We start from the raw sequence: 17,999 nt of genomic DNA, 5'->3' as shown, positions 1-17,999 counted from the left end.
AACCGCCACGGCCGCACACACCACGGCCGTGCGAGCGCCCGGCGCGCCGCCCGGTATGCGGTCCGGTATGCGGTCCGTCAGGTTCCCCGGATAGCCTCCTTCCCATGAGCAGGCCCGCCACCTTCGTCCCGCCCTCCGGGGCCCGCGCGTACCGCCTCGGCACCGCGCGCGGGGAGTTCGCCGTGATCGACGCGGGGAGTCCCGTGAAGGGAACCGCCCTGTTGCTGCCCGGGTTCACCGGCAGCAAGGAGGACTTCATCTCGCTGCACGAACCACTGGCGGCGGCCGGGTACCGTACCGTCGCGGTGGACGGCCGCGGCCAGTACGAGTCACCGGGCCCGCGGGACGACGAAACACCTTACGCACAGGCCGAGTTGGCCCAGGACGTGCTCGCGCAGATCGACGCGCTCGCCGCCGGTCCCGCCGGCCGCTTCCACCTGGTGGGCCATTCGTTCGGCGGGCAGGTGGCACGTGCGGCCGTCCTGCTGGAGCCGGCCCGTTTCCGGTCCCTCACCCTGGTGTCCTCCGGGCCCGCGGAGATATCCGCGAGCCAGCGGGAGCGCGTGAAACTGCTGCGGGACGCGCTCACCGTGATGGACATGGCGCGGGTGTGGGAGGCGATCCGGGCGATGGATCCGCCGGAGGACGCCGAGGGCGAGCTGGAAGCCGGCCTCGACGACCAGGAGGACCTGCGGCGGCGCTGGCTCGGCAACAGCCCGGCTCAGCTCACCGCCACCGGCCGTCAGCTGTGCGAGGAACCCGACCGGGTGGCCGCCCTCGCGGCGCTGCGGCTGCCCGTGCACGTCGTGTCGGGCGAGAGCGACGACACCTGGCCGGTGCCGCTCCTCGACGACATGGCCGTACGCCTCCAGGCGCACCGCACGATCGTCCACGGGGCCGAGCACTCGCCCAACACCGACCGCCCGCTGGAGACGGCCGAGGCCCTGGCGGCGTTCTGGGACCGGGTGGGCCAGGTCGACCGGGTGGGCTAGGTCCTGCCCCCGGGGCCACATGCCCTGCGAGTCAGTACTGGCCCTGCAAGTGGTCCCAGAACCCGTCCCGCAGCGCCCGTCGCAGATCGGCCTGCCCCCGCAGCGAGTACTGCAGCAGCCCCTCGGACTCCACGAGCAGGTCCTGGTCGACCGGGCCCGGCAGATACGGATGGCCGGGCAGCAGCTCCGCCAGCGCCTCCCGGCCCCGCGCGGCGAGCCATTTCGCGGCGATCTGCGCCCCCACGAACCGCACGTCCTCCCGGGTGGGCCTGGCCACCGCCGCGTCGTAGGAGGCGGTGGTGCGCCGGGCCACGTACGGCTTGAAGAAGTCCAGGTCGAAGGTGCGCTGGCTGTCGACCTCCCAGAGCAGCGGCTCCGCCTGGTTGCGGCCCTCCGGCGCCTCGATGCCCCAGAGGTGGACCCGGGCCCCGTACCCCTGTGCCGCCTCGACCGCCGAGACCAGGTCCTCGTCGCCGCCGATGAGCGCCGCGTCGCTGATGGCGCGGTGCCGGGCCAGCGACTCCAGATCGGAACGGATCAGGGAGTCGACGCCCTTCTGCTGGTTGTTCGCGTTGAGGTTGCCGAGCCTGACCTTCACGTCGGGCAGCTCGGCGATGGACTGCTGCTCCGCGGTGTGGATGCGGCGCCGCGCCCCGTCGTACCAGTAGACGCGCAGCAGCCTGCTGTCCGCGAAGATCGTGCGCGCCCGGTCGATGAGCGCGTCGATGAGCCCCTCGGCGTCCAGTTCGAAGGCGCGGCGGTCCTCCGTCCCGGCGACGAGCCGGCCCGCGGCGGCGTAGAGATACCCGGCATCGACGAAGATCGCATGGGTCGACGGCGTCTTCGCCACCTCGGCGAGCATGCGCTGGAGCAGCTCGTTCGTGCGGTCGATGCGCACTTCGAGGGCGGCGAGGTCGTCGGTTGCCGCGAAGTCGTCATTCATATGCGCCTCATTGTCGCAGGACGTCACTGTGCGAACACAGCCAGTTCCGATACTCGCAAGTAATTAGACGTTCGAAAGTTTTCTTTAGCGTAGGGAATGTTCGTAACAAACGTTCCGTTGAATCCTTCGGGAGCGCGGGACGCAGACGCCTCGCTCATCCCACCCACCCAGTAGTTCTCCTTCAGGAGGATGACCAGACGAAGGGAGAAGCCCTTGCGCTTCGAAATCATGCGACTCGACGACGTCGACGGCACACCCGTGGACAGCACCGTCGTGGACGCCGCCTCCGTCAACCGGATCGTTCAGCAGGCCGCGGCCATCGGGCAGCGCCTCTGGATCCGCCCGGCCGACACCTCGGCCTCATAACGCATAACCGCGGTCGACCGAGTCGGTCGGCCCAGTCCTCGGAACCCCCGTACCGGCACGATGCCGGGCGGGGGTTCCGCGCGTCCGGCCTCTGTGAGGCTTCGCACACGTGACGGTTCATCGTGGTTCAGCCGCCCTGGACGACCAGGGTGACGCCGTTGATGATCTGCTGCACGGCGATCGCGGAGAGCATCATGCCCGCGAGCCTGGTCACCAGGACGACTCCGCCGTCCTTGATGACACGGATGATCAGCAGCGAGTACCGCATCACGACCCACAGCACGACATGGATGGCCACGATCGCCGTCCACACGGACACCTGGGTCGCCACGCTGTCGGCCTTCTCCACGGCGAGGATGACGGACACGATCGCGCCGGGTCCGGCGAGCAGCGGCATGCCCAGGGGTACGAGGGCGACGTTGACGTCCTTCGTCTGCTTGGGCTCGTCGGTCTTGCCCGTGAGCAGGTCGAGCGCGATGAGCAGGAGCAGCAGCCCGCCCGCGATCATCAGTGCAGGGACGGAGACGTGGAGGTAGTTCAGGATCTGGTGCCCGAGGAGCCCGAAGACGGCGATGACTCCGCCGGCCACGCAGACGGCCTGGAAGGCCATGCGCTTCTGCACCTTGGCCGGGCGGCCGGAGGTCAGGGCGAGGAAGATCGGGGTGATCCCGGGGGGATCCATGATGACGAAGAGGGTGAGGAAGAGGGAGCCGAAGACGGCGAGGTCGAACATGGGCAGGGTGGCCTTGCGGTGTTGGGGACGGGTGCCTGCGCGGTGCCGTGCGGTTGCCGTGCGGTGCGGAGGTGGGTGGGGGTGGGTGCCGGTGTGGCGTGTGCGGGTGCGTGGTGGCTGGGTGCGCAGTTCCCCGCGCCCCTTAGGTCAGTTGCCTGCGGCCCCGTTGGTGAAGTGGCGGGCATGTTGTGGCTGGGTGCGCAGTTCCCCGCGCCCCTTAGGGCAGTTGCCTGCAGCCCCGAGCCCCGTGTTGTGGCTGGGTGCGCGGTCCTTGGGCAGGCTGCCGAGGTGGGCTACTTGGTTGTCGGGCCGCCTGCGCCGGGGATCGGGAACGCTCCTGTTGCGCGTCGGGTGATCTCCCCGTAGATCTCGGGGTCCGTGGTGAACTCGCCGAGTTCACATGCCTTGCGGCTGCCGTGGTAGTCGCTCGACCCGGTCGTCAGCAGGCCCAGCTCGCCCGCGAGGGCGCGCAGGCGGGTCCGGGTGGCCGCGTCGTGGTCCATGTGGTCGACCTCGATCCCGTCGAGCCCGGCCGCCGCCAGGGCGACGATCGCGGACTCCGGCACGGTCCGCCCGCGCTTGACGGCGGCGGGATGCGCGAAGACCGTCACCCCGCCCGCGGCCTTGACCAGCCGGATCACCTCGAAGGGATCCGAATCGTGCTTCTGCACGTGCGCCCGGCCGCCGTCGGCGAGCCACTCCGCCGTGAACGCGTCCGAGACGGTGGGCACGACACCCAGTTCGACCATCGCGGTGGCGACGTGCGGCCGGCCCACGGACCCACCGGCCGCGATCCGCTCCACCTGCTCCCAGGTGATGGGCACGCCCAGTTCCCGCAGCTTGCCGATCATCGCTCGGGCCCGCGGCACCCGGTCGTCGCGTACGAGTTCGCGCTCGCGCAGCAGGGCGGGCTCGTCGGGGTCGAAGAGGTACGCCAGCATGTGCAGGCTGACTCCGTCGAGGCGGCAGGACAGCTCGGCGCCGGTCACGAGCGTCAGCCCGGCGGGCACGGCCGCGACAGCCTCGGCGTATCCGCGCGTGGTGTCGTGGTCGGTCAGCGCGACGACGTCGAGACCGGCCGCGGCGGCGTTGCGCACCAGCTCGGCCGGGGTGTCCGTACCGTCGGAGGCTTTGGAGTGGCAGTGCAGATCAATGCGCACGACGCGGACTCCAGACACGGAACGGAACGGGCACAGCACCCGGGGACCGCCCCAGGATAACGGCCTTCCGAACCACTCATGTCACACCCGCAGCCCAGGATCGCCCCCTACACCCTCAGAGCTGCCCGCCCGCCGCTCTACGGTTCGAGGATCCGGGGCGACAGCGCGCCGCACGGCAGCAGGTCCACTTCCGCTCCGGCGTCCCGCAGATCCGTCAGTACCAGTTCGTCGTACATCAGCAGCCCCGTCTGCTCGGGCCACACGACCGCCCACAGCCACAGCCCGAGCGCCTCGCCCGCGAAGACGGCCCGGTCGTCGGGTGACCCGGGGACGTGCCAGAGGGGTGTCGGACGGCCCGCGGCCAGCACCTTCGCCTGCGGGGGCTTGCCGACGTCCATGTACGGGCCCGGGTCGATCCCCTCGATTCCCGCGTACCGCGCGCCGAGGCCGACACCCAGTTCCTCGGCCACCAGGATCAGCTCCCCGAAACCGCCGAGGGGTCCGGGCCCCGAGCAGGCCACCGCCGTCGCCCGGCCGCCACTGCGGTCGTCACCGGCGAACGCCGCACCCGTGAAGAGCCAGCCGACGGGCAGCGGCCACGGCATCCACACCGGTACGCGCGCCCTGTGCACCACCACGTCGAGGGCCTCGACGCTCGGCGGGATCACGGGCTGCAGCGGGTGCACGATGCCATGCACATCACACTGCCAGGAGTCGGCAAAGAGGCCGGGAGCCCTGACCCGGCCACCACACTTCGGGCAACTGGGTTCGCCCCTCATAAGGCACAACGGTCCTCTCCGTCTTTCGCCACGTCAAGGACGATCACCCGTCCGGCGCGCACCCGTCACCCCGGCCGCCCGCGCCCGCCCACCGCCTGTCCGCGCCCACCCCCGGACGGAACTAGATGTAACTTGCATTCATTAGCCGCTCTAACTTATTATGTGTATACACCAACGATCTCTCCGCGAGCAGTGAAGGAGCGGCATGAGCATCAGCACGGGAGGTCCCACCGAAGGGGACACGTTCGACGCGGGGGCCGGCGGCCTGCTGCGTCAGCCGAAGGCGGTCTGGGCGACCGCCGGGGCATCCGTCGTCGCCTTCATGGGCATCGGCCTCGTCGACCCGATCCTGCCCTCCATCGCCAAGGGCCTGGACGCCACCGCCGGCCAGGTCTCGCTGCTCTTCACCTCGTACTTCCTGATCACCGCCCTCGCGATGCTGGTCACGGGCTTCGTGTCCAGCCGGATCGGCGGCCGCCGGACCCTGCTCCTGGGCCTCGCGCTGGTCGTGGTCTTCGCCGGCCTGTCCGGCACGTCCGGCTCGGTCGGCGAACTCGTCGGCTTCCGGGCGGGCTGGGGACTGGGCAACGCCCTCTTCGTCTCCACGGCCCTCGCCGTCATCGTCGGCGCGGCGGCCGGCGGCAGCGCGGCGGCGATCCTGCTGTACGAGTCCGCCCTGGGCCTCGGCATGGCCTGCGGACCCCTGCTCGGCGCGCTGCTGGGCGACGCCAGCTGGCGCTACCCGTTCTTCGGCACCGCGTTCCTGATGGCGATCGGGTTCCTGTGCATCACGGCGTTCCTGAAGGAGCAGCCGAAGCCCGCGCGCAGGACGGGCCTGCTCGACCCGGTCAAGGCACTCGGCCACGGCGGCCTCGCCTCGGTGGCCGGGTCGGCGTTCTTCTACAACTACACGTTCTTCACCGTGCTGGCCTTCACCCCGTTCGTGCTGAACATGACCCCGTACAAATCCGGAGCGGTGTTCTTCGCCTGGGGTGTGCTGCTCGCGGTGTTCTCGGTGCTCGTGGCACCCCGTATGCAGGCGCGGTTCGGCTCGCTGAGGGTGCTCGGCGGCTCGCTGCTGCTGCTCGCGGCCGATGTGCTCGTCCTCGGGTACGGCAGCCACACCACGGCCGTCGTCTGCACGATCCTGTCCGGCGCGTTCATCGGCGTGAACAACACCGTCTACACGGAACTCGCCCTCGGCGTGTCCGACGCGCCCCGCCCGGTGGCGAGCGCCGGCTACAACTTCGTGCGCTGGTTCGCGGCCGCCGCGGCGCCCTTCTTCGCGCCGAGGATCGAGGAGTGGACCGACGTCCACATCCCGTTCGTGGTCGCGGCGGTCACGGCGGCGCTGGACGCGCTCGTCGTCCTCGTACGCAGGGACGCCCTCACGCACCAGGCGGCGGAACTGGAGGAGCGGCACGCCGCCGAGGACGGCGTCACCGTCTTCGCCGCGAGCTGAGCCCGCCGCGAGGTGTGAGATTGCCAACTGGCCGGTCCCGTCCGGCCGTTGGGAGCGGCACCTCGGAGCGCCTCAGCGGGCCTCAACGGGCCTCGGGCAAGACCCCGTCGGTCAGTCCAGGGACACGGACCTGCGTGCGGGATCGCGCAGGTCCGTTCCGCCGGCCAGCCAGCGTTCCTGGAGGGCCCCCGCGCCGTGCACCCGCTTCCACGCGGCCTCGTTCGGCGTCATGGGCAGCAGCGGCAGGAACCGTACGGGGTCCAGGGGTGCGTCGAGTTCGAGATCCTCGACCAGGCCGCCCGGCTCGGCGACCAGGACCGAGGTGAAGGGGGCTCCGGGCCACAGCGGACCGCCCACGTCCAGCGAGGCCCCGGGTGCCACGACCAGGCCCTCCACCTGCGGGGACGCGGCCAGTACGGCGAGGGGGCGGAGCACCTTGTCGGTGTCGGCCACGCCTGCCCGTACCGAGAGGACCAGCTCGGCACGCGGACCGGCGACGGGGTCGGCGAGGACCGCCGTGGGGTCGGCCATCGGCTGCGCGGACATCCCCAGCGTCGCGTACCGGACGACCCCTGTGGCCGCGCCTGCGCCCGTTCCGGTGCCCGTGCCCGCACCCGTGCCCGCGTCGGTGAAGTCCGCGAAACGGAGCACCTCGATGCGGTCGGTGCCGAGGAAGGTGACCGCGGCGCGCGCGTCCGGTTCGCCCAGCGCGGTCCGCAGACGGGCTTCCACCAGAGCAAGAACATCAACCATGCGCCGAGCATAGAACTCGTCAGTGGCGGGTAAAGCGACGGCTTGACACTTCAGTCGGCTGATAGTCTTGGCCGCTGGTCGGGGCAGCACGCAGAAGCGTCGCTCTCAAGTCCCGGCCCACGTCTCGACGCATGAGACTCCCCTACGGGGGATGGACCTCCCCTACGGGGGACCGGCCGGAGGAGGTGGGGCTCCATGGATCGAAGTCGACCAGGTAGTACCACCCGCTCTTCCGGCTGCTGAGTCGCCCTCAGCTGCTCGAGCTCACGCTCTCCTGACTGCCGCCTCTCGCTCCTGCGTCATGGCCGGTCCGGTGCACAACGGAAGAGCACTTCGTTTTTCCTGATCTGTCTGAATTTTTCTGATCTGCATCAGTAGCGAAGACGCCACCGTGACGGTGCGGTGCTCCCCGCTTTGTGGACGTGCCAAACATCCGCAGTCAGGACGTCCCCATTCCGGGTAGTTCCAACCGTCGTCGGCGGCCTTCGTTCGCGAAGGAGCCAGCCATGTCGATGATCCGTGACCTGCGCGCCGCGGTGCGCCCCTCGTTCCGCAAGGACGGCGGCGCGTACGACACCACCCGCTCGCCCGCGGAGAGTTCGGCCGTCGTGGACTGCGCGGTCTACCGCGACGGCACCCGCCTCCCGTCCGACGACACCCTCACCCCGCGGGCCGCGATCCGTCAGGTGCGGCGCGACGGGGGGTTCGCGTGGATCGGCCTGCACGAGCCCACGGAGGAGGAGTTCGCCGGTATCGCCGCCGAGTTCGGGCTGCACCCGCTCGCCGTCGAGGACGCCGTCCACGCCCACCAGCGGCCCAAGCTGGAGCGGTACGACGACACCCTGTTCGCCGTCTTCAAGACCATCCACTACGTCGAGCACGACGAACTCACCGCCACCAGCGAGGTCGTGGAGACCGGTGAGGTGATGTGCTTCACCGGCCGGGACTTCTTCATCACCGTGCGGCACGGCGGACAGGGCTCGCTGCGGGCGCTGCGCCACCGGCTGCAGGACGACCCGGAGCTGCTCGCCAAGGGCCCGTCGGCCGTGCTGCACTCCATCGCCGACCATGTCGTGGACGGGTACATCGCGGTCGCCGACGCCATGCAGGACGACATCGACGACGTCGAGACCGAGGTGTTCTCGCCCGGCCGCAGGGGCGGGGTGTCGCGCGGTGTCGACTCGGCCCGGATCTACCAGCTCAAGCGTGAGGTCCTGGAGTTCAAGCGCGCGGTGTCGCCGCTGATGCGGCCCATGCAGCTGCTGAGCGAGCGGCCGATGCGGCTGGTCGACCCCGACATCCAGAAGTACTTCCGGGATGTCGCCGACCACCTGGCGCGGGTTCAGGAGCAGGTCGTCGGCTTCGACGAGCTGCTCAACTCGATCCTCCAGGCCAACCTCGCGCAGGCGTCCGTCGCGCAGAACGAGGACATGCGCAAGATCACGTCCTGGGCGGCCATCATCGCGGTGCCGACGATGGTGTGCGGGGTGTACGGCATGAACTTCAAGCACATGCCGGAGCTGCACTGGCGGTACGGATACCCCATGGTCATGGGCATCACGGTCGTGCTCTGCCTGGGGATCCACCGGACGCTGAAGCGCAACGGCTGGCTCTGAGAGGCGCGACGGCCCGCTCCGTGAGCCGCCCCGGCCGACCCCTGGGGCCCCGGCCGGGGCCCTAGGCTGACCTCATGACGGATCAGGCCAGCACCCCGAGCCGCTCGGCGGCGCCTCTCGCGACGGACCGGACCCTGCTGGACCGGGCCCTCGTCGAGGAGGCCACCAAGAAGTCCGGGCTCGTCTGGGTGCGGGGGCTCCCCGTCCTCGGCGACGGCGGGGACGAGGCGGCGTCGCGGGCCCTCTGGCACGTGTGGCACGACGGGGCGGTGTGCCTGGTCGGGGACGGGCCCGGTGAGCAGCCGCTGCCCGGCCTGGTGGACGGGGGCGCCGCCGTCGTCACCGTCCGCAGCAAGGACAAGGGCGGCCGTCTCGTCTCCTGGTCCGCGAAGGTGGTGGAACTCGCCCCCGGGTCCGGGGAGTGGGACACGGTGGTCGCCGAGCTGAAGGGCAAGCGGCTGAACGCGCCCGACGGGGAGGACATGCCGGGGCGGTGGGCCCGGGAGTGCCGGGTGGTCCGTCTCGTACCGACGGGGTCGACCACGTCGTTGCCGGGCGGCTCGCTGCCGGACGGGTCGCTGGCCGCGGTGCCGGTGCCCACGTCGGCGACCACGCGTCAGCCGGCTCCGGCAGGGGTACCGAGGCTGCTGTTCAAGAGCCGCAAGAACGGCAAGGGCCGCGAGCGCCACTGGAACCGCTGAGCGCTCCGCGCGGGTCGGGTCCGCCGACGACGGTACGCCCCTGGCTGCGGGCCGTTGCCGCACCCGACCCTTGCCGACCCCAGCCGTCGCCGACCGCAGGTCGGTGAGGGCCGGGCGCGCCCACGCGTACGGAGCCACACCACACGACAGCCCCGCGCCGGGCAGGTCCCAGCACCCGGTCGGGCCCCCGTCGGAACTCCGCTTCAGGCCAAGGCCTCGGACGCTTCGAGGAACGTGCCCACCAGCTCCCGCGCCCAGTCGCTGGAGGCCGGCTGCGTGCTGAAGATGGCGCGGTAGTACAGCGGCCCGAGCAGGAAGTCGGCGGCGCTCTCCACCTCGGGGGCGCGGCCGCCCCGGGAGCGTTCGCGCTCGATCATGGCGGCGAGCTGCTCGTGCCGGTCCCCGATGCAGGCGCAGCCGCCCTGCGGTCCGGAGCCGATGGCGGCGCGCATGACGGCGAGCGAGTCGGGGTCCGCGAGGTCGGTGGCCACATCGCCCAGCCAGCGTGCGAGGTCACCGACGAGGGTGCCCGTGTCGGGCACGACCACGTCGCTGCTGAACCGGCTGGTGGCCACGTCGTTCAGCAGCTGCGCGGCCGAGCCCCAGCGCCGGTACACCGTGGTCGGGTGCACGCCCGCGCGGGCGGCGACGGCGGGGATCGTCAGGGTCTCGGCGGGTTCCTCCGCGAGGTGCTGTTCGACGGCGTGATGTACGGCGGCCCGGACCTTCGCGGAGCGGCCACCGGGGCGTACCTGAGCTGAAGCGTCAACCATGGGGAAATTATCGCACCGATCGTTGCGTTAGTGGTAGCGTCTTAACGCATCGATCACTGCGTTTGGAGAAAGCCGTGTCCGTCTCCGCCCTGCCCGACAACCAGACACCACCCCCGACGCCGCCCCCGCCCTCCGATCCGGCCCCGCCCCGTCGAAGTCGCCGCGAGCTGGGCCGTCCCGCCGCCTTCGCCGCCGTCGCGGTCGTCTTCGTGCTCTTCATGGCCGCGTCCAGCGCGCCGTCACCCCTCTACGTCGTCTACCAGCAGCAGTGGGACTTCTCCCCCACCACCCTCACCACGGTGTTCGCCGTCTACGTCCTCGGGATGATCGCGGCGCTGCTGGTGCTCGGCGCCCTGTCCGACCATCTCGGGCGCCGCCCGGTGCTGCTGTCCGCGATCGCGCTGGAAGCCGCGTCGATGGCCCTCTTCCTCATCGCGGACAGCGTGTCCCTGCTGCTGTTCGCGCGGCTGGTCCAGGGCATAGCAACCGGGGCCGCCATGACGGCTCTCGGCGCGGCCCTCGCCGACCTGAACCCCTCTCACGCGCCACACCGCGCCGGCGTCATCAGCGGCGTGGCACCCACCTTCGGGCTGGGTCTGGGCGCACTGGGCTGCGGCTTCCTCGTCGAGTACGGGCCCCACCCCACCCGGCTCGTGTACGCGCTCCTCCTGGTGGGCCTCGTGCTGGCCGCGGCCCTGGTCACCACACTGCCCGAGACGTCGCTGCGGCGGCCCGGCGCGGCCCGCTCGCTCCAGCCCCGCCTCAGGGTGGCGCCCCACCTGCGGCCGGAGCTGCTGCGCCTGGTGCCGATCCTCGTCGCGAGCTGGGCGCTCGGCGGCCTGTACCTCTCGCTGGGACCATCGGTCGCCGTGGGCCTGTTCGGCCTCTCCAGTCACGTCGTCGGCGGTCTCGTGGTCACCCTGCTGACCGCACCGGCCTGCCTGACCGCGCTCACGCTGCGCGGCTGGCCCGTCTCCCGCTCCCTCGCGCTCGGCGGCGGCCTCCTGCTCACCGGCACGGTCATCGGCCTGACCGGGGTCGAGGAGGACTCGCTGCTCACCGCGGCGATCGGCACCGTGGTCGCCGGGGTCGGCTTCGGCGCCTCGGGTCTCGCCAGCTTCGGCACGCTGGCCCGGATAGCCGCACCCGCCGAACGCGGTGAGCTGTTCTCCGTGGCCTTCGTGATCTCCTACGTGTCCTTCAGCGTGCCCGCCGTCGCCGCCGGGATCGCCGCCACCCACACGGGACTCCACGAGACGTCCGTCGTCTACGCCGCCACGGTCGCCTTCCTCGCCGCCCTCGCGCTGCTCGCCCAGTGGCTCCGCTCCCGTCAGGCCCCCGCCCCCGGCGCCTTCCCCCAGGCCTGACCCGGCCTGACCCGGCCGGGGACGCGCGGGGACAAGCGCGTCAACGCGGTGAACACCTCATTGACCTGCCGCTGAACGGGGGTCGGGGCGCGACATGTACGGCGACAAGGACCATACTGGTCGGGCCCCGATCTCCCACAGAACGGTTCCATGTCCAAGAACAGCAGCTCGTCGACGACCGTCCCCGGCACCGTGTGGCTGGCACGCGGACGCCATCTCGGGCCCGAACCCGAGCAGGACGTCCGGCGCAATCTGATCGCCCTCAAGGCCGCCGGGGTCCTCGACGACTTCCTGGACCTCGACCCCGTGGAGGCGGCCCGCTCCACCGTCCTGCACCCGCGGGACGAGTCCGCCGCCCCCGCCCCGTCGGCCCGCCGCCTCTTCGAGGCCCGCTGGCGCGTGGCCGACGGCGTCACGGTGCGCGCGCAGCTGACCACGTACGAGCCCGGTGCCCGCCGTGCGGACGGCGAGGGAACCACCTGGGTGCTGGCCGCCGAGGCGGAGCGGGCCTGGAACCCCCGGTGGCCCTCGCCCGCCACCATGTTCTGGCCCGACAGCGACCGGGTCGCCTGGGACCACGACTTCGTACCCGGGGTCCGCCTGCGGACGGCCAACCACCTGCCGACGGACGACGGCGAACTGCGCCGCCACCTGCGGGACTGCTCCCGCGACGGCTGGTACATCCATGTCGTGGTGCACGAGGCCATGACCCCCGACGCCCGCGGGCAGCAGCCGACCTCTGTGTTCCTGCCGCCCGGTCTGCGCCACCGCGTGATCGAGCACCGGGCCACGCCGGCGCAGGCGGAGGTCGTCGACTTCGCGCTGAAGCGGGAGCTGAAGGTACGGCTGCCGCGCGGCGGCGCCGTCGTCCTGCCCACCCAGCCACGGAGCCCGGAGTACGACGCGGAGCGCTTCACCGTGCACAGCGTCTTCCTCGACGGCTCCGAACCGGCGGAACTCCTCGGCCGCATCGAGGACTTCGCCAAGCTGCCGCGCCCCCTGCCCGAGGACGCCGGGCGGGCCCTGGCACAACTGCGCCAGGGCTGGCACCTGCTGACCCCGGACGAGGAACTGGTCCACGCCCAGGCCATGGCCACCCGGTACGCCGAAGCGCTCGACGCCATGACGAAGTCCTGCGACCTCTACCGGGAGGCGGCCGAAGCGGCACAGGCCGCGCTGTCCGAGTTCACCAAGGGCGGCGGCGCGCCCCGCCCGCCCGCACCGGAGACGGGCAGGACGGGCACCTTCCCGCTGGACGCCTTCAGAAAGGGACTCGGCCGCTTCCGGGACCCGAACAAATAGGTACTACGGGTTCACGTACAGGCAGGTGGTTCCTGGGGCGCCGAAGGTCTCAGGACGACGGAAGCTGCTGGCCGTAGTCCACCGTGTCGTCCTTGGCCGGTGCCTTCAGGGCGAAGTCCTTGCCCCAGTCCGTCAGGCGAAGCGTCCCCGCGTCGCCGGCCCTGACCAGCAGCAGCGGGTACGGCTTGCCCTCCAGAGAGACGTCGATCTTGCCGCCGGAGCCCTTGTCGCTGGTGAGGCGGATGGTGCGGGTGCCGTCCAGCTCGTGGTGGCCGTCGGTGCCGAGCTCCCCGTGCAGCCCGAGCAGGCCGTCGAGGAGGACGTCCTTGTCGGTGAAGACGCTGAGCTGCTGGTAGGCGGGGTCGCCCTTGGGGACCTTCACGTACTTGCCGTCGAGCTTGCCCGCGGCCGTCGTGTCGGACGCCTTGTCGTCGCCCTTGCCGTCCTGGTGGGTCCAGAAGTCCGCGTCGGCCTTCAGGAAGAGGTGCTCGTCGACCCGCAGCAGCCGGAACGTCACACCTTTCGAGGTGACCGAGCCGGTACCGCCGCTCTTCTTGAGCTGCATGTCCAGCTTGTAGGTGCGCTTGTTGCTGATCACGGCTCCGGACAGGCGCACCGTCCCGGCGGCCTTCGCGGCCTGCATCGTGCTGCTCCGGATCTTGGCGGGAGGCAGTTTCCCGACCCCGTTGGTGCCCGCGTCCGGATCGTCGCCGCCACATCCCGTCACCCCTGCCCCCGCCACGACGAGCGCGCAGACGGCCCTCACCAACACGGCCTTACGGGTACGTCCCCGGGGAATCGCAGTCACAGGTGGCGCTGCCTCTCGTGCGGTGGTGCTCAACGGCGTACCGCAGCGTACCGGGGCCCGGCACGTCACTCGGAGTCAGTCCGTCCGCACCGCTCACCAGGGCGTATCCGACCGGGACGGGCTAGCCTGAAGCCCACCCGAGCGGGCATGAAGGCCCAAACCACCCGAACCGAAGCCCGTACGAAGAAGGAGGCGCGGGGATGGCCGCAGGCGCCCCCAGGATCTTCGTCTCGCATCTCGCCGGCATCGCCGTCTTCGACCCCAGCGGCGACCAGGTGGGACGCGTGCGCGACCTGGTCGCCATGCTGCGCGTCGGGCGGCGGCCCCCTCGGCTGCTCGGCCTGGTCGTCGAACTGTCCACCCGGCGCCGTATCTTCCTGCCCATGACCCGCGTGACCGGTATCGAGTCGGGCCAGGTCATCACCACCGGGGTACTGAACGTCCGCCGTTTCGAGCAGCGCCCCACCGAGCGGCTCGTCCTCGGCGAACTCCTCGACCGGCGCGTCACGCTCGACGAGCCCGGGGAGCCGTCCGAGACGGTCACCGTCCTGGACGTGTCCGTCCAGCAACTGCCCGCCCGCCGCGACTGGGAGATCGACCGGGTATTCGTACGCAAGGGCAGAGCGGGCAGCGCGTTCCGGCGGGCCAGGGGGGAGACGCTGACCGTCGAGTGGTCCGCCGTGACCGGGTTCTCGCTGGAGGAGCACGGGCAGGGCGCCGAGAACCTGCTCGCCACCTTCGAACAGCTGCGCCCCGCCGACCTCGCGAACGTCCTGCACCATCTGTCCCCGAAGCGGCGCGCCGAGGTCGCGGCGGCCCTGGACGACGACCGGCTCGCCGACGTCCTGGAGGAGCTCCCGGAGGACGACCAGATCGAGATCCTCGGCAAGCTCAAGGAGGAGCGCGCCGCGGACGTCCTGGAGGCCATGGACCCCGACGACGCGGCCGACCTGCTCGGCGAGCTGCCGGAGGCCGACAAGGAGCGGCTGCTGGCCCTGATGCGCCCGGCCGACGCGGCGGACGTACGGCGGCTGATGGCGTACGAGGAGCGCACCGCGGGCGGTCTGATGACGACCGAGCCGATCGTGCTGCGGCCCGACGCGACCGTCGCGGACGCCCTCGCCCGGGTGCGCAACTCCGACCTCTCCCCCGCACTGGCCGCCCAGGTGTACGTGTGCCGCCCGCCGGACGAGACCCCGACCGGCAAGTACCTCGGCACGGTCCACTTCCAGCGGCTGCTGCGCGACCCGCCCTACACGCTCGTGGGCTCGATGATCGACGACGACCTGCGGCCGCTCGACCCGGAGGCCGTACTGCCCGTCGTGGCCGGCTTCTTCGCGACGTACGACATGGTCGCGGCGCCCGTCGTCGACGAGAGCGGCTCTCTCCTCGGCGCGGTCACCGTGGACGACGTCCTCGACCACATGCTGCCCGAGGACTGGCGGGAGAAGGAGTTCCACCTGGACGAGGCAGCAGCGGGAGCGGTGCGGGGAGAGGAAGCGGGGGAAGCCGTCGGGCACGGTGCCTCCCAGGGGGCCGCTGATGGCTCCTGAGCGCGAGGCCCGCGAGCGGGCGGCCACCGGGACGGCCTCCACCGCCCGGCCGCGGCTGCGGCTCGACCAGCCGCAGCCGCCGCGGCGCAGGTTCCTGCCCGAGTACGACCCGGAGGCGTTCGGACGGCTCTCCGAGCGGATCGCGCGCTTCCTGGGCACCGGGCGGTTCATCGTCTGGATGACGGTCGCCATCATCGTGTGGGTGGTGTGGAACGTGTTCGCGCCGCGCGATCTGCGCTTCGACAACTACCCGTTCATCTTCCTGACCCTGATGCTCTCGCTCCAGGCCTCGTACGCCGCCCCGCTGATCCTCCTCGCGCAGAACCGGCAGGACGACCGCGACAAGGTCAATCTCGAACAGGACCGCAAACAGAACGAGCGGTCGATCGCGGACACCGAATATCTGACCCGGGAGATCGCCTCGCTGCGGATGGGCCTCGGCGAGGTCGCCACCCGGGACTGGATCAGGTCCGAGCTGGAGGACCTGGTCAAGGAGCTGGCGGACCGGCGTTCCGAGCGGTCCGCCGAAGGGTCCTCCGAGGGGTACGGGGGCGGCCGCGGCGTATTCCCGGCAGAACACCCTCGGGGACGTGACGTAGACGACCGGTGACGGGGCTTTCCGGCCCCCGGGCCCGGCGCCGTACCATCGACCCCATGGCTACGGAAGACGCGGTGCGTGAAGCACTGTCGACGGTGAACGACCCCGAGATCCACCGACCCATCACCGAGCTGGGGATGGTCAAATCGGTGGAGATCGGCGCGGACGGCGCGGTCGCGGTCGCGGTGTACCTGACTGTCTCCGGGTGCCCCATGCGCGAGACGATCACGAACAACGTGACGGAGGCGGTCGCGCGGGTCGAGGGCGTCACGCGCGTCGACGTCACGCTGGACGTGATGAGCGACGAGCAGCGCAAGGAGCTGGCGTCCGCGCTGCGCGGCGGCAAGGCCGAGCGGGAGGTCCCCTTCGCCCAGCCTGGCTCGCTCACGCGTGTGTACGCGGTCGCCTCGGGCAAGGGCGGCGTGGGCAAGTCGTCCGTGACGGTCAACCTCGCTGCGGCGATGGCCGCGGACGGTCTCAAGGTCGGGGTCGTGGACGCCGACATCTACGGCCACTCCGTGCCCCGCATGCTCGGCGCGGACGGCAATCCGACGCAGGTCGAGAACATGATCATGCCGCCGTCGGCCCACGGCGTGAAGGTCATCTCGATCGGCATGTTCACACCGGGCAACGCGCCCGTGGTGTGGCGCGGCCCGATGCTCCACCGGGCCCTGCAGCAGTTCCTCGCGGACGTCTACTGGGGTGACCTGGACGTCCTGCTCCTGGACCTCCCGCCGGGCACGGGCGACATCGCGATCTCGGTCGCGCAGCTCGTCCCGAACGCGGAGATCCTGGTCGTGACGACGCCTCAGCAGGCCGCGGCGGAGGTCGCCGAGCGGGCCGGCTCGATCGCCGTGCAGACCCACCAGAAGATCGTCGGGGTCGTCGAGAACATGGCGGGCATGCCCTGCCCGCACTGCGACGAGATGGTCGACATCTTCGGCACGGGTGGCGGGCAGTCGGTCGCCGACGGGCTGACCCGCACGACCGGGGCCACGGTTCCGGTGCTCGGCTCCATCCCGATCGACGTCCGGCTGCGCGAGGGCGGCGACGACGGCAGGCCGGTGGTGCTCACCGACCCCGACTCGCCGGCCGGGTCGGCCCTGCGTTCCATCGCCGGCAAGCTGGGCGGGCGCCAGCGCGGCCTGTCGGGCATGTCCCTGGGAATCACCCCGCGGAACAAGTTCTAGGACGGTAACGGGGCTTCGTGGGCGGCTGCGGGCCCGGTGGGGGCCGGTCGCGCCTCTGGAACGTGCGGCCCCGCGCCTCTGAAAGCCGGGGCGCAGCCCCGCTTTCAGGGGCGCGGGGAACTGCGCGACCAGCCACGACGCGCCCGCAGTCACCCACGAAGCCCGCCGCCTAGGCGTACGTACCGATGTCCTTGATCATGGCGAAAGCCACCCCGTACGCGCTCATCCCCCGCCCGTACGCCCCCACGTGCACCCCTTCCTGCGTGGAGCCCGCGAGAACCCAGCCGAACTCGGATTCTCTGTAGTGGAAGGGCGTCGGCACCCCGTCCACGGGAAGGGACAGCGTCGACCAGTCGGCCCCCGCGAGGTCGTCCGCGAGGACCCACGCCGTCTCGGTCTGCTGGTCCAGCCAGTCGTCGCGCCGGGTGTGGTCCATCTGGCCGGGCCAGGTGAAGGACAGCAGCCCCACCCCGGCGAGCCAGGCCGCCGAGGACACCGAGGTGGCCTCCAGCAGCCCCGTGCCGTCGGCGCTGCGCCGCACGGGGCTGGCCGCGACGGTCACCACGACCGCGAACCGCTCCTTGTCCTCGGTGGACTCGCTGCGAACCGACGGCTCGTCACCGTGCCCGATCGAGCCGTGTTCGACGGCTCCGTCGGCCGAGGCACCGACCTGCATCAGCCAGCGCGGCCCCGTGAACGCCTCGTCGAGGCCGTACCACGGGAAGTGCGCCAGCAGGTAGCCGTCGACCGTGCGCCGGGCGGAGGTGAGTGGTTGTCCACCCTCCGCTGCCGGCGCCTGCGCGCCTACCCGACTTGTCGTCTCCATCTGCCCGGACGCCTCCTTGCTCTCGTCGGACCGGGTGGGCCCGCCCCCCTTCGGGCGTCCTTCCGGTCCGCACAACA

At 71.4% G+C, this 17,999-nt stretch carries 18 protein-coding genes; 10 read left to right on the top strand and 8 right to left on the bottom strand.

The window, feature by feature from the left end; translation table 11 throughout:
• Window positions 1–104 precede the first annotated feature (104 nt).
• On the top strand, window positions 105–992 hold the full coding sequence (locus tag ACLVWQ_RS08030) for an alpha/beta fold hydrolase (RefSeq protein ID WP_414107531.1): 888 nt from the start codon (window positions 105–107) through the stop codon (window positions 990–992).
• 31 nt (window positions 993–1,023) lie between these two features.
• Here the strand turns inward: ACLVWQ_RS08030 and ACLVWQ_RS08025 are convergent, their stop codons facing one another.
• Window positions 1,024–1,935, bottom strand: a complete 912-nt coding sequence (locus ACLVWQ_RS08025; protein ID WP_414107530.1) for an NYN domain-containing protein — start codon at window positions 1,933–1,935, stop codon at window positions 1,024–1,026.
• 213 nt (window positions 1,936–2,148) lie between these two features.
• On the opposite strand from ACLVWQ_RS08025, the gene ACLVWQ_RS08020 reads away from it, so the two are divergent.
• Window positions 2,149–2,301: a hypothetical protein gene (locus ACLVWQ_RS08020; RefSeq protein ID WP_007384531.1), complete on the top strand. Its 153-nt coding sequence runs from the start codon at window positions 2,149–2,151 to the stop codon at window positions 2,299–2,301.
• A gap of 127 nt (window positions 2,302–2,428) precedes the next feature.
• On the opposite strand, the gene ACLVWQ_RS08015 is transcribed toward ACLVWQ_RS08020, so the two are convergent.
• From ACLVWQ_RS08015 to ACLVWQ_RS08005, 3 genes are all read right to left on the bottom strand, one after another.
• Window positions 2,429–3,034, bottom strand: a complete 606-nt coding sequence (locus ACLVWQ_RS08015; protein WP_414107529.1) for a MarC family protein — start codon at window positions 3,032–3,034, stop codon at window positions 2,429–2,431.
• Between the two features lie 293 nt (window positions 3,035–3,327).
• Window positions 3,328–4,194: a PHP domain-containing protein gene (locus ACLVWQ_RS08010; RefSeq protein ID WP_414107528.1), complete on the bottom strand. Its 867-nt coding sequence runs from the start codon at window positions 4,192–4,194 to the stop codon at window positions 3,328–3,330.
• Between the two features lie 137 nt (window positions 4,195–4,331).
• Window positions 4,332–4,973 (bottom strand): DUF6758 family protein, encoded by a 642-nt coding sequence (locus ACLVWQ_RS08005; RefSeq protein WP_414107527.1) that lies wholly within the window; start codon window positions 4,971–4,973, stop codon window positions 4,332–4,334.
• A 205-nt stretch (window positions 4,974–5,178) separates the two neighbouring features.
• Between ACLVWQ_RS08005 and ACLVWQ_RS08000 the strand changes: the two genes are divergently transcribed.
• Window positions 5,179–6,435 (top strand): MFS transporter, encoded by a 1,257-nt coding sequence (locus ACLVWQ_RS08000; RefSeq protein ID WP_414107526.1) that lies wholly within the window; start codon window positions 5,179–5,181, stop codon window positions 6,433–6,435.
• A gap of 111 nt (window positions 6,436–6,546) precedes the next feature.
• On the opposite strand, the gene ACLVWQ_RS07995 is transcribed toward ACLVWQ_RS08000, so the two are convergent.
• Window positions 6,547–7,188 carry a suppressor of fused domain protein gene (locus tag ACLVWQ_RS07995; RefSeq protein ID WP_414107525.1) on the bottom strand — a complete coding sequence of 214 codons (642 nt, stop codon included), beginning with the start codon at window positions 7,186–7,188 and terminating at the stop codon, window positions 6,547–6,549.
• Between the two features lie 506 nt (window positions 7,189–7,694).
• Between ACLVWQ_RS07995 and ACLVWQ_RS07990 the strand changes: the two genes are divergently transcribed.
• Complete coding sequence (locus tag ACLVWQ_RS07990) at window positions 7,695–8,804, top strand: magnesium and cobalt transport protein CorA (RefSeq protein WP_414107524.1); 1,110 nt, start codon at window positions 7,695–7,697, stop codon at window positions 8,802–8,804.
• Window positions 8,805–8,878: 74 nt separating this feature from the next.
• Window positions 8,879–9,505, top strand: a complete 627-nt coding sequence (locus ACLVWQ_RS07985; RefSeq protein ID WP_414107523.1) for a hypothetical protein — start codon at window positions 8,879–8,881, stop codon at window positions 9,503–9,505.
• A gap of 203 nt (window positions 9,506–9,708) precedes the next feature.
• On the opposite strand, the gene ACLVWQ_RS07980 is transcribed toward ACLVWQ_RS07985, so the two are convergent.
• A complete protein-coding gene (locus ACLVWQ_RS07980) occupies window positions 9,709–10,278 on the bottom strand; it encodes a TetR/AcrR family transcriptional regulator C-terminal ligand-binding domain-containing protein (protein WP_414107522.1) in 570 nt (189 codons plus the stop codon).
• A 74-nt stretch (window positions 10,279–10,352) separates the two neighbouring features.
• Here ACLVWQ_RS07980 and ACLVWQ_RS07975 point away from each other — a divergent pair, with 74 nt between their 5' ends.
• Complete coding sequence (locus ACLVWQ_RS07975) at window positions 10,353–11,645, top strand: MFS transporter (RefSeq protein WP_414107521.1); 1,293 nt, start codon at window positions 10,353–10,355, stop codon at window positions 11,643–11,645.
• 150 nt (window positions 11,646–11,795) lie between these two features.
• Complete coding sequence (locus ACLVWQ_RS07970) at window positions 11,796–12,947, top strand: hypothetical protein (RefSeq protein WP_414107520.1); 1,152 nt, start codon at window positions 11,796–11,798, stop codon at window positions 12,945–12,947.
• A gap of 49 nt (window positions 12,948–12,996) precedes the next feature.
• Here ACLVWQ_RS07970 and ACLVWQ_RS07965 read toward each other — a convergent pair whose 3' ends face one another.
• A complete protein-coding gene (locus ACLVWQ_RS07965; protein ID WP_414107519.1) occupies window positions 12,997–13,755 on the bottom strand; it encodes a hypothetical protein in 759 nt (252 codons plus the stop codon).
• Between the two features lie 200 nt (window positions 13,756–13,955).
• On the opposite strand from ACLVWQ_RS07965, the gene ACLVWQ_RS07960 reads away from it, so the two are divergent.
• From ACLVWQ_RS07960 to ACLVWQ_RS07950, 3 genes are read left to right on the top strand one after another with little or no spacing between them, the layout of a single operon-like run.
• Window positions 13,956–15,308 (top strand): magnesium transporter MgtE N-terminal domain-containing protein, encoded by a 1,353-nt coding sequence (locus tag ACLVWQ_RS07960; protein WP_414107518.1) that lies wholly within the window; start codon window positions 13,956–13,958, stop codon window positions 15,306–15,308.
• Window positions 15,298–15,918 (top strand): DUF1003 domain-containing protein, encoded by a 621-nt coding sequence (locus ACLVWQ_RS07955; RefSeq protein WP_414107517.1) that lies wholly within the window; start codon window positions 15,298–15,300, stop codon window positions 15,916–15,918. The genes ACLVWQ_RS07960 and ACLVWQ_RS07955 overlap by 11 nt, the downstream gene beginning before the upstream one ends.
• Before the next feature lie 44 nt (window positions 15,919–15,962).
• Window positions 15,963–17,096 carry an Mrp/NBP35 family ATP-binding protein gene (locus tag ACLVWQ_RS07950; protein ID WP_414107516.1) on the top strand — a complete coding sequence of 378 codons (1,134 nt, stop codon included), beginning with the start codon at window positions 15,963–15,965 and terminating at the stop codon, window positions 17,094–17,096.
• Window positions 17,097–17,265: 169 nt separating this feature from the next.
• Here the strand turns inward: ACLVWQ_RS07950 and ACLVWQ_RS07945 are convergent, their stop codons facing one another.
• Window positions 17,266–17,922 (bottom strand): hypothetical protein, encoded by a 657-nt coding sequence (locus ACLVWQ_RS07945; protein ID WP_414107515.1) that lies wholly within the window; start codon window positions 17,920–17,922, stop codon window positions 17,266–17,268.
• Window positions 17,923–17,999: the final 77 nt, after the last annotated feature.

Source organism: Streptomyces sp. CWNU-52B (assembly GCF_047444975.1).
GTDB lineage: Bacteria > Actinomycetota > Actinomycetes > Streptomycetales > Streptomycetaceae > Streptomyces.
The sequence above is the reverse complement of the archived record's forward strand: the minus strand, read 5'-3'. Positions and strand labels throughout refer to the sequence as shown.

Excerpts from the sequence above, each read along its gene's own strand:
- ACLVWQ_RS08030 (WP_414107531.1), top strand. The coding sequence starts at position 105 with ATGAGCAGGCCCGCCACCTTCGTCCCGCCCTCCGGGGCCCGCGCGTAC.
- ACLVWQ_RS08025 (WP_414107530.1), bottom strand. The coding sequence starts at position 1,935 with ATGAATGACGACTTCGCGGCAACCGACGACCTCGCCGCCCTCGAAGTG.
- ACLVWQ_RS08015 (WP_414107529.1), bottom strand. The coding sequence starts at position 3,034 with ATGTTCGACCTCGCCGTCTTCGGCTCCCTCTTCCTCACCCTCTTCGTC.
- ACLVWQ_RS08005 (WP_414107527.1), bottom strand. The coding sequence starts at position 4,973 with ATGAGGGGCGAACCCAGTTGCCCGAAGTGTGGTGGCCGGGTCAGGGCT.
- ACLVWQ_RS08000 (WP_414107526.1), top strand. The coding sequence starts at position 5,179 with ATGAGCATCAGCACGGGAGGTCCCACCGAAGGGGACACGTTCGACGCG.
- ACLVWQ_RS07995 (WP_414107525.1), bottom strand. The coding sequence starts at position 7,188 with ATGGTTGATGTTCTTGCTCTGGTGGAAGCCCGTCTGCGGACCGCGCTG.
- ACLVWQ_RS07990 (WP_414107524.1), top strand. The coding sequence starts at position 7,695 with ATGTCGATGATCCGTGACCTGCGCGCCGCGGTGCGCCCCTCGTTCCGC.
- ACLVWQ_RS07985 (WP_414107523.1), top strand. The coding sequence starts at position 8,879 with ATGACGGATCAGGCCAGCACCCCGAGCCGCTCGGCGGCGCCTCTCGCG.
- ACLVWQ_RS07980 (WP_414107522.1), bottom strand. The coding sequence starts at position 10,278 with ATGGTTGACGCTTCAGCTCAGGTACGCCCCGGTGGCCGCTCCGCGAAG.
- ACLVWQ_RS07970 (WP_414107520.1), top strand. The coding sequence starts at position 11,796 with ATGTCCAAGAACAGCAGCTCGTCGACGACCGTCCCCGGCACCGTGTGG.
- ACLVWQ_RS07960 (WP_414107518.1), top strand. The coding sequence starts at position 13,956 with ATGGCCGCAGGCGCCCCCAGGATCTTCGTCTCGCATCTCGCCGGCATC.
- ACLVWQ_RS07955 (WP_414107517.1), top strand. The coding sequence starts at position 15,298 with ATGGCTCCTGAGCGCGAGGCCCGCGAGCGGGCGGCCACCGGGACGGCC.
- ACLVWQ_RS07950 (WP_414107516.1), top strand. The coding sequence starts at position 15,963 with ATGGCTACGGAAGACGCGGTGCGTGAAGCACTGTCGACGGTGAACGAC.
- ACLVWQ_RS07945 (WP_414107515.1), bottom strand. The coding sequence starts at position 17,922 with ATGGAGACGACAAGTCGGGTAGGCGCGCAGGCGCCGGCAGCGGAGGGT.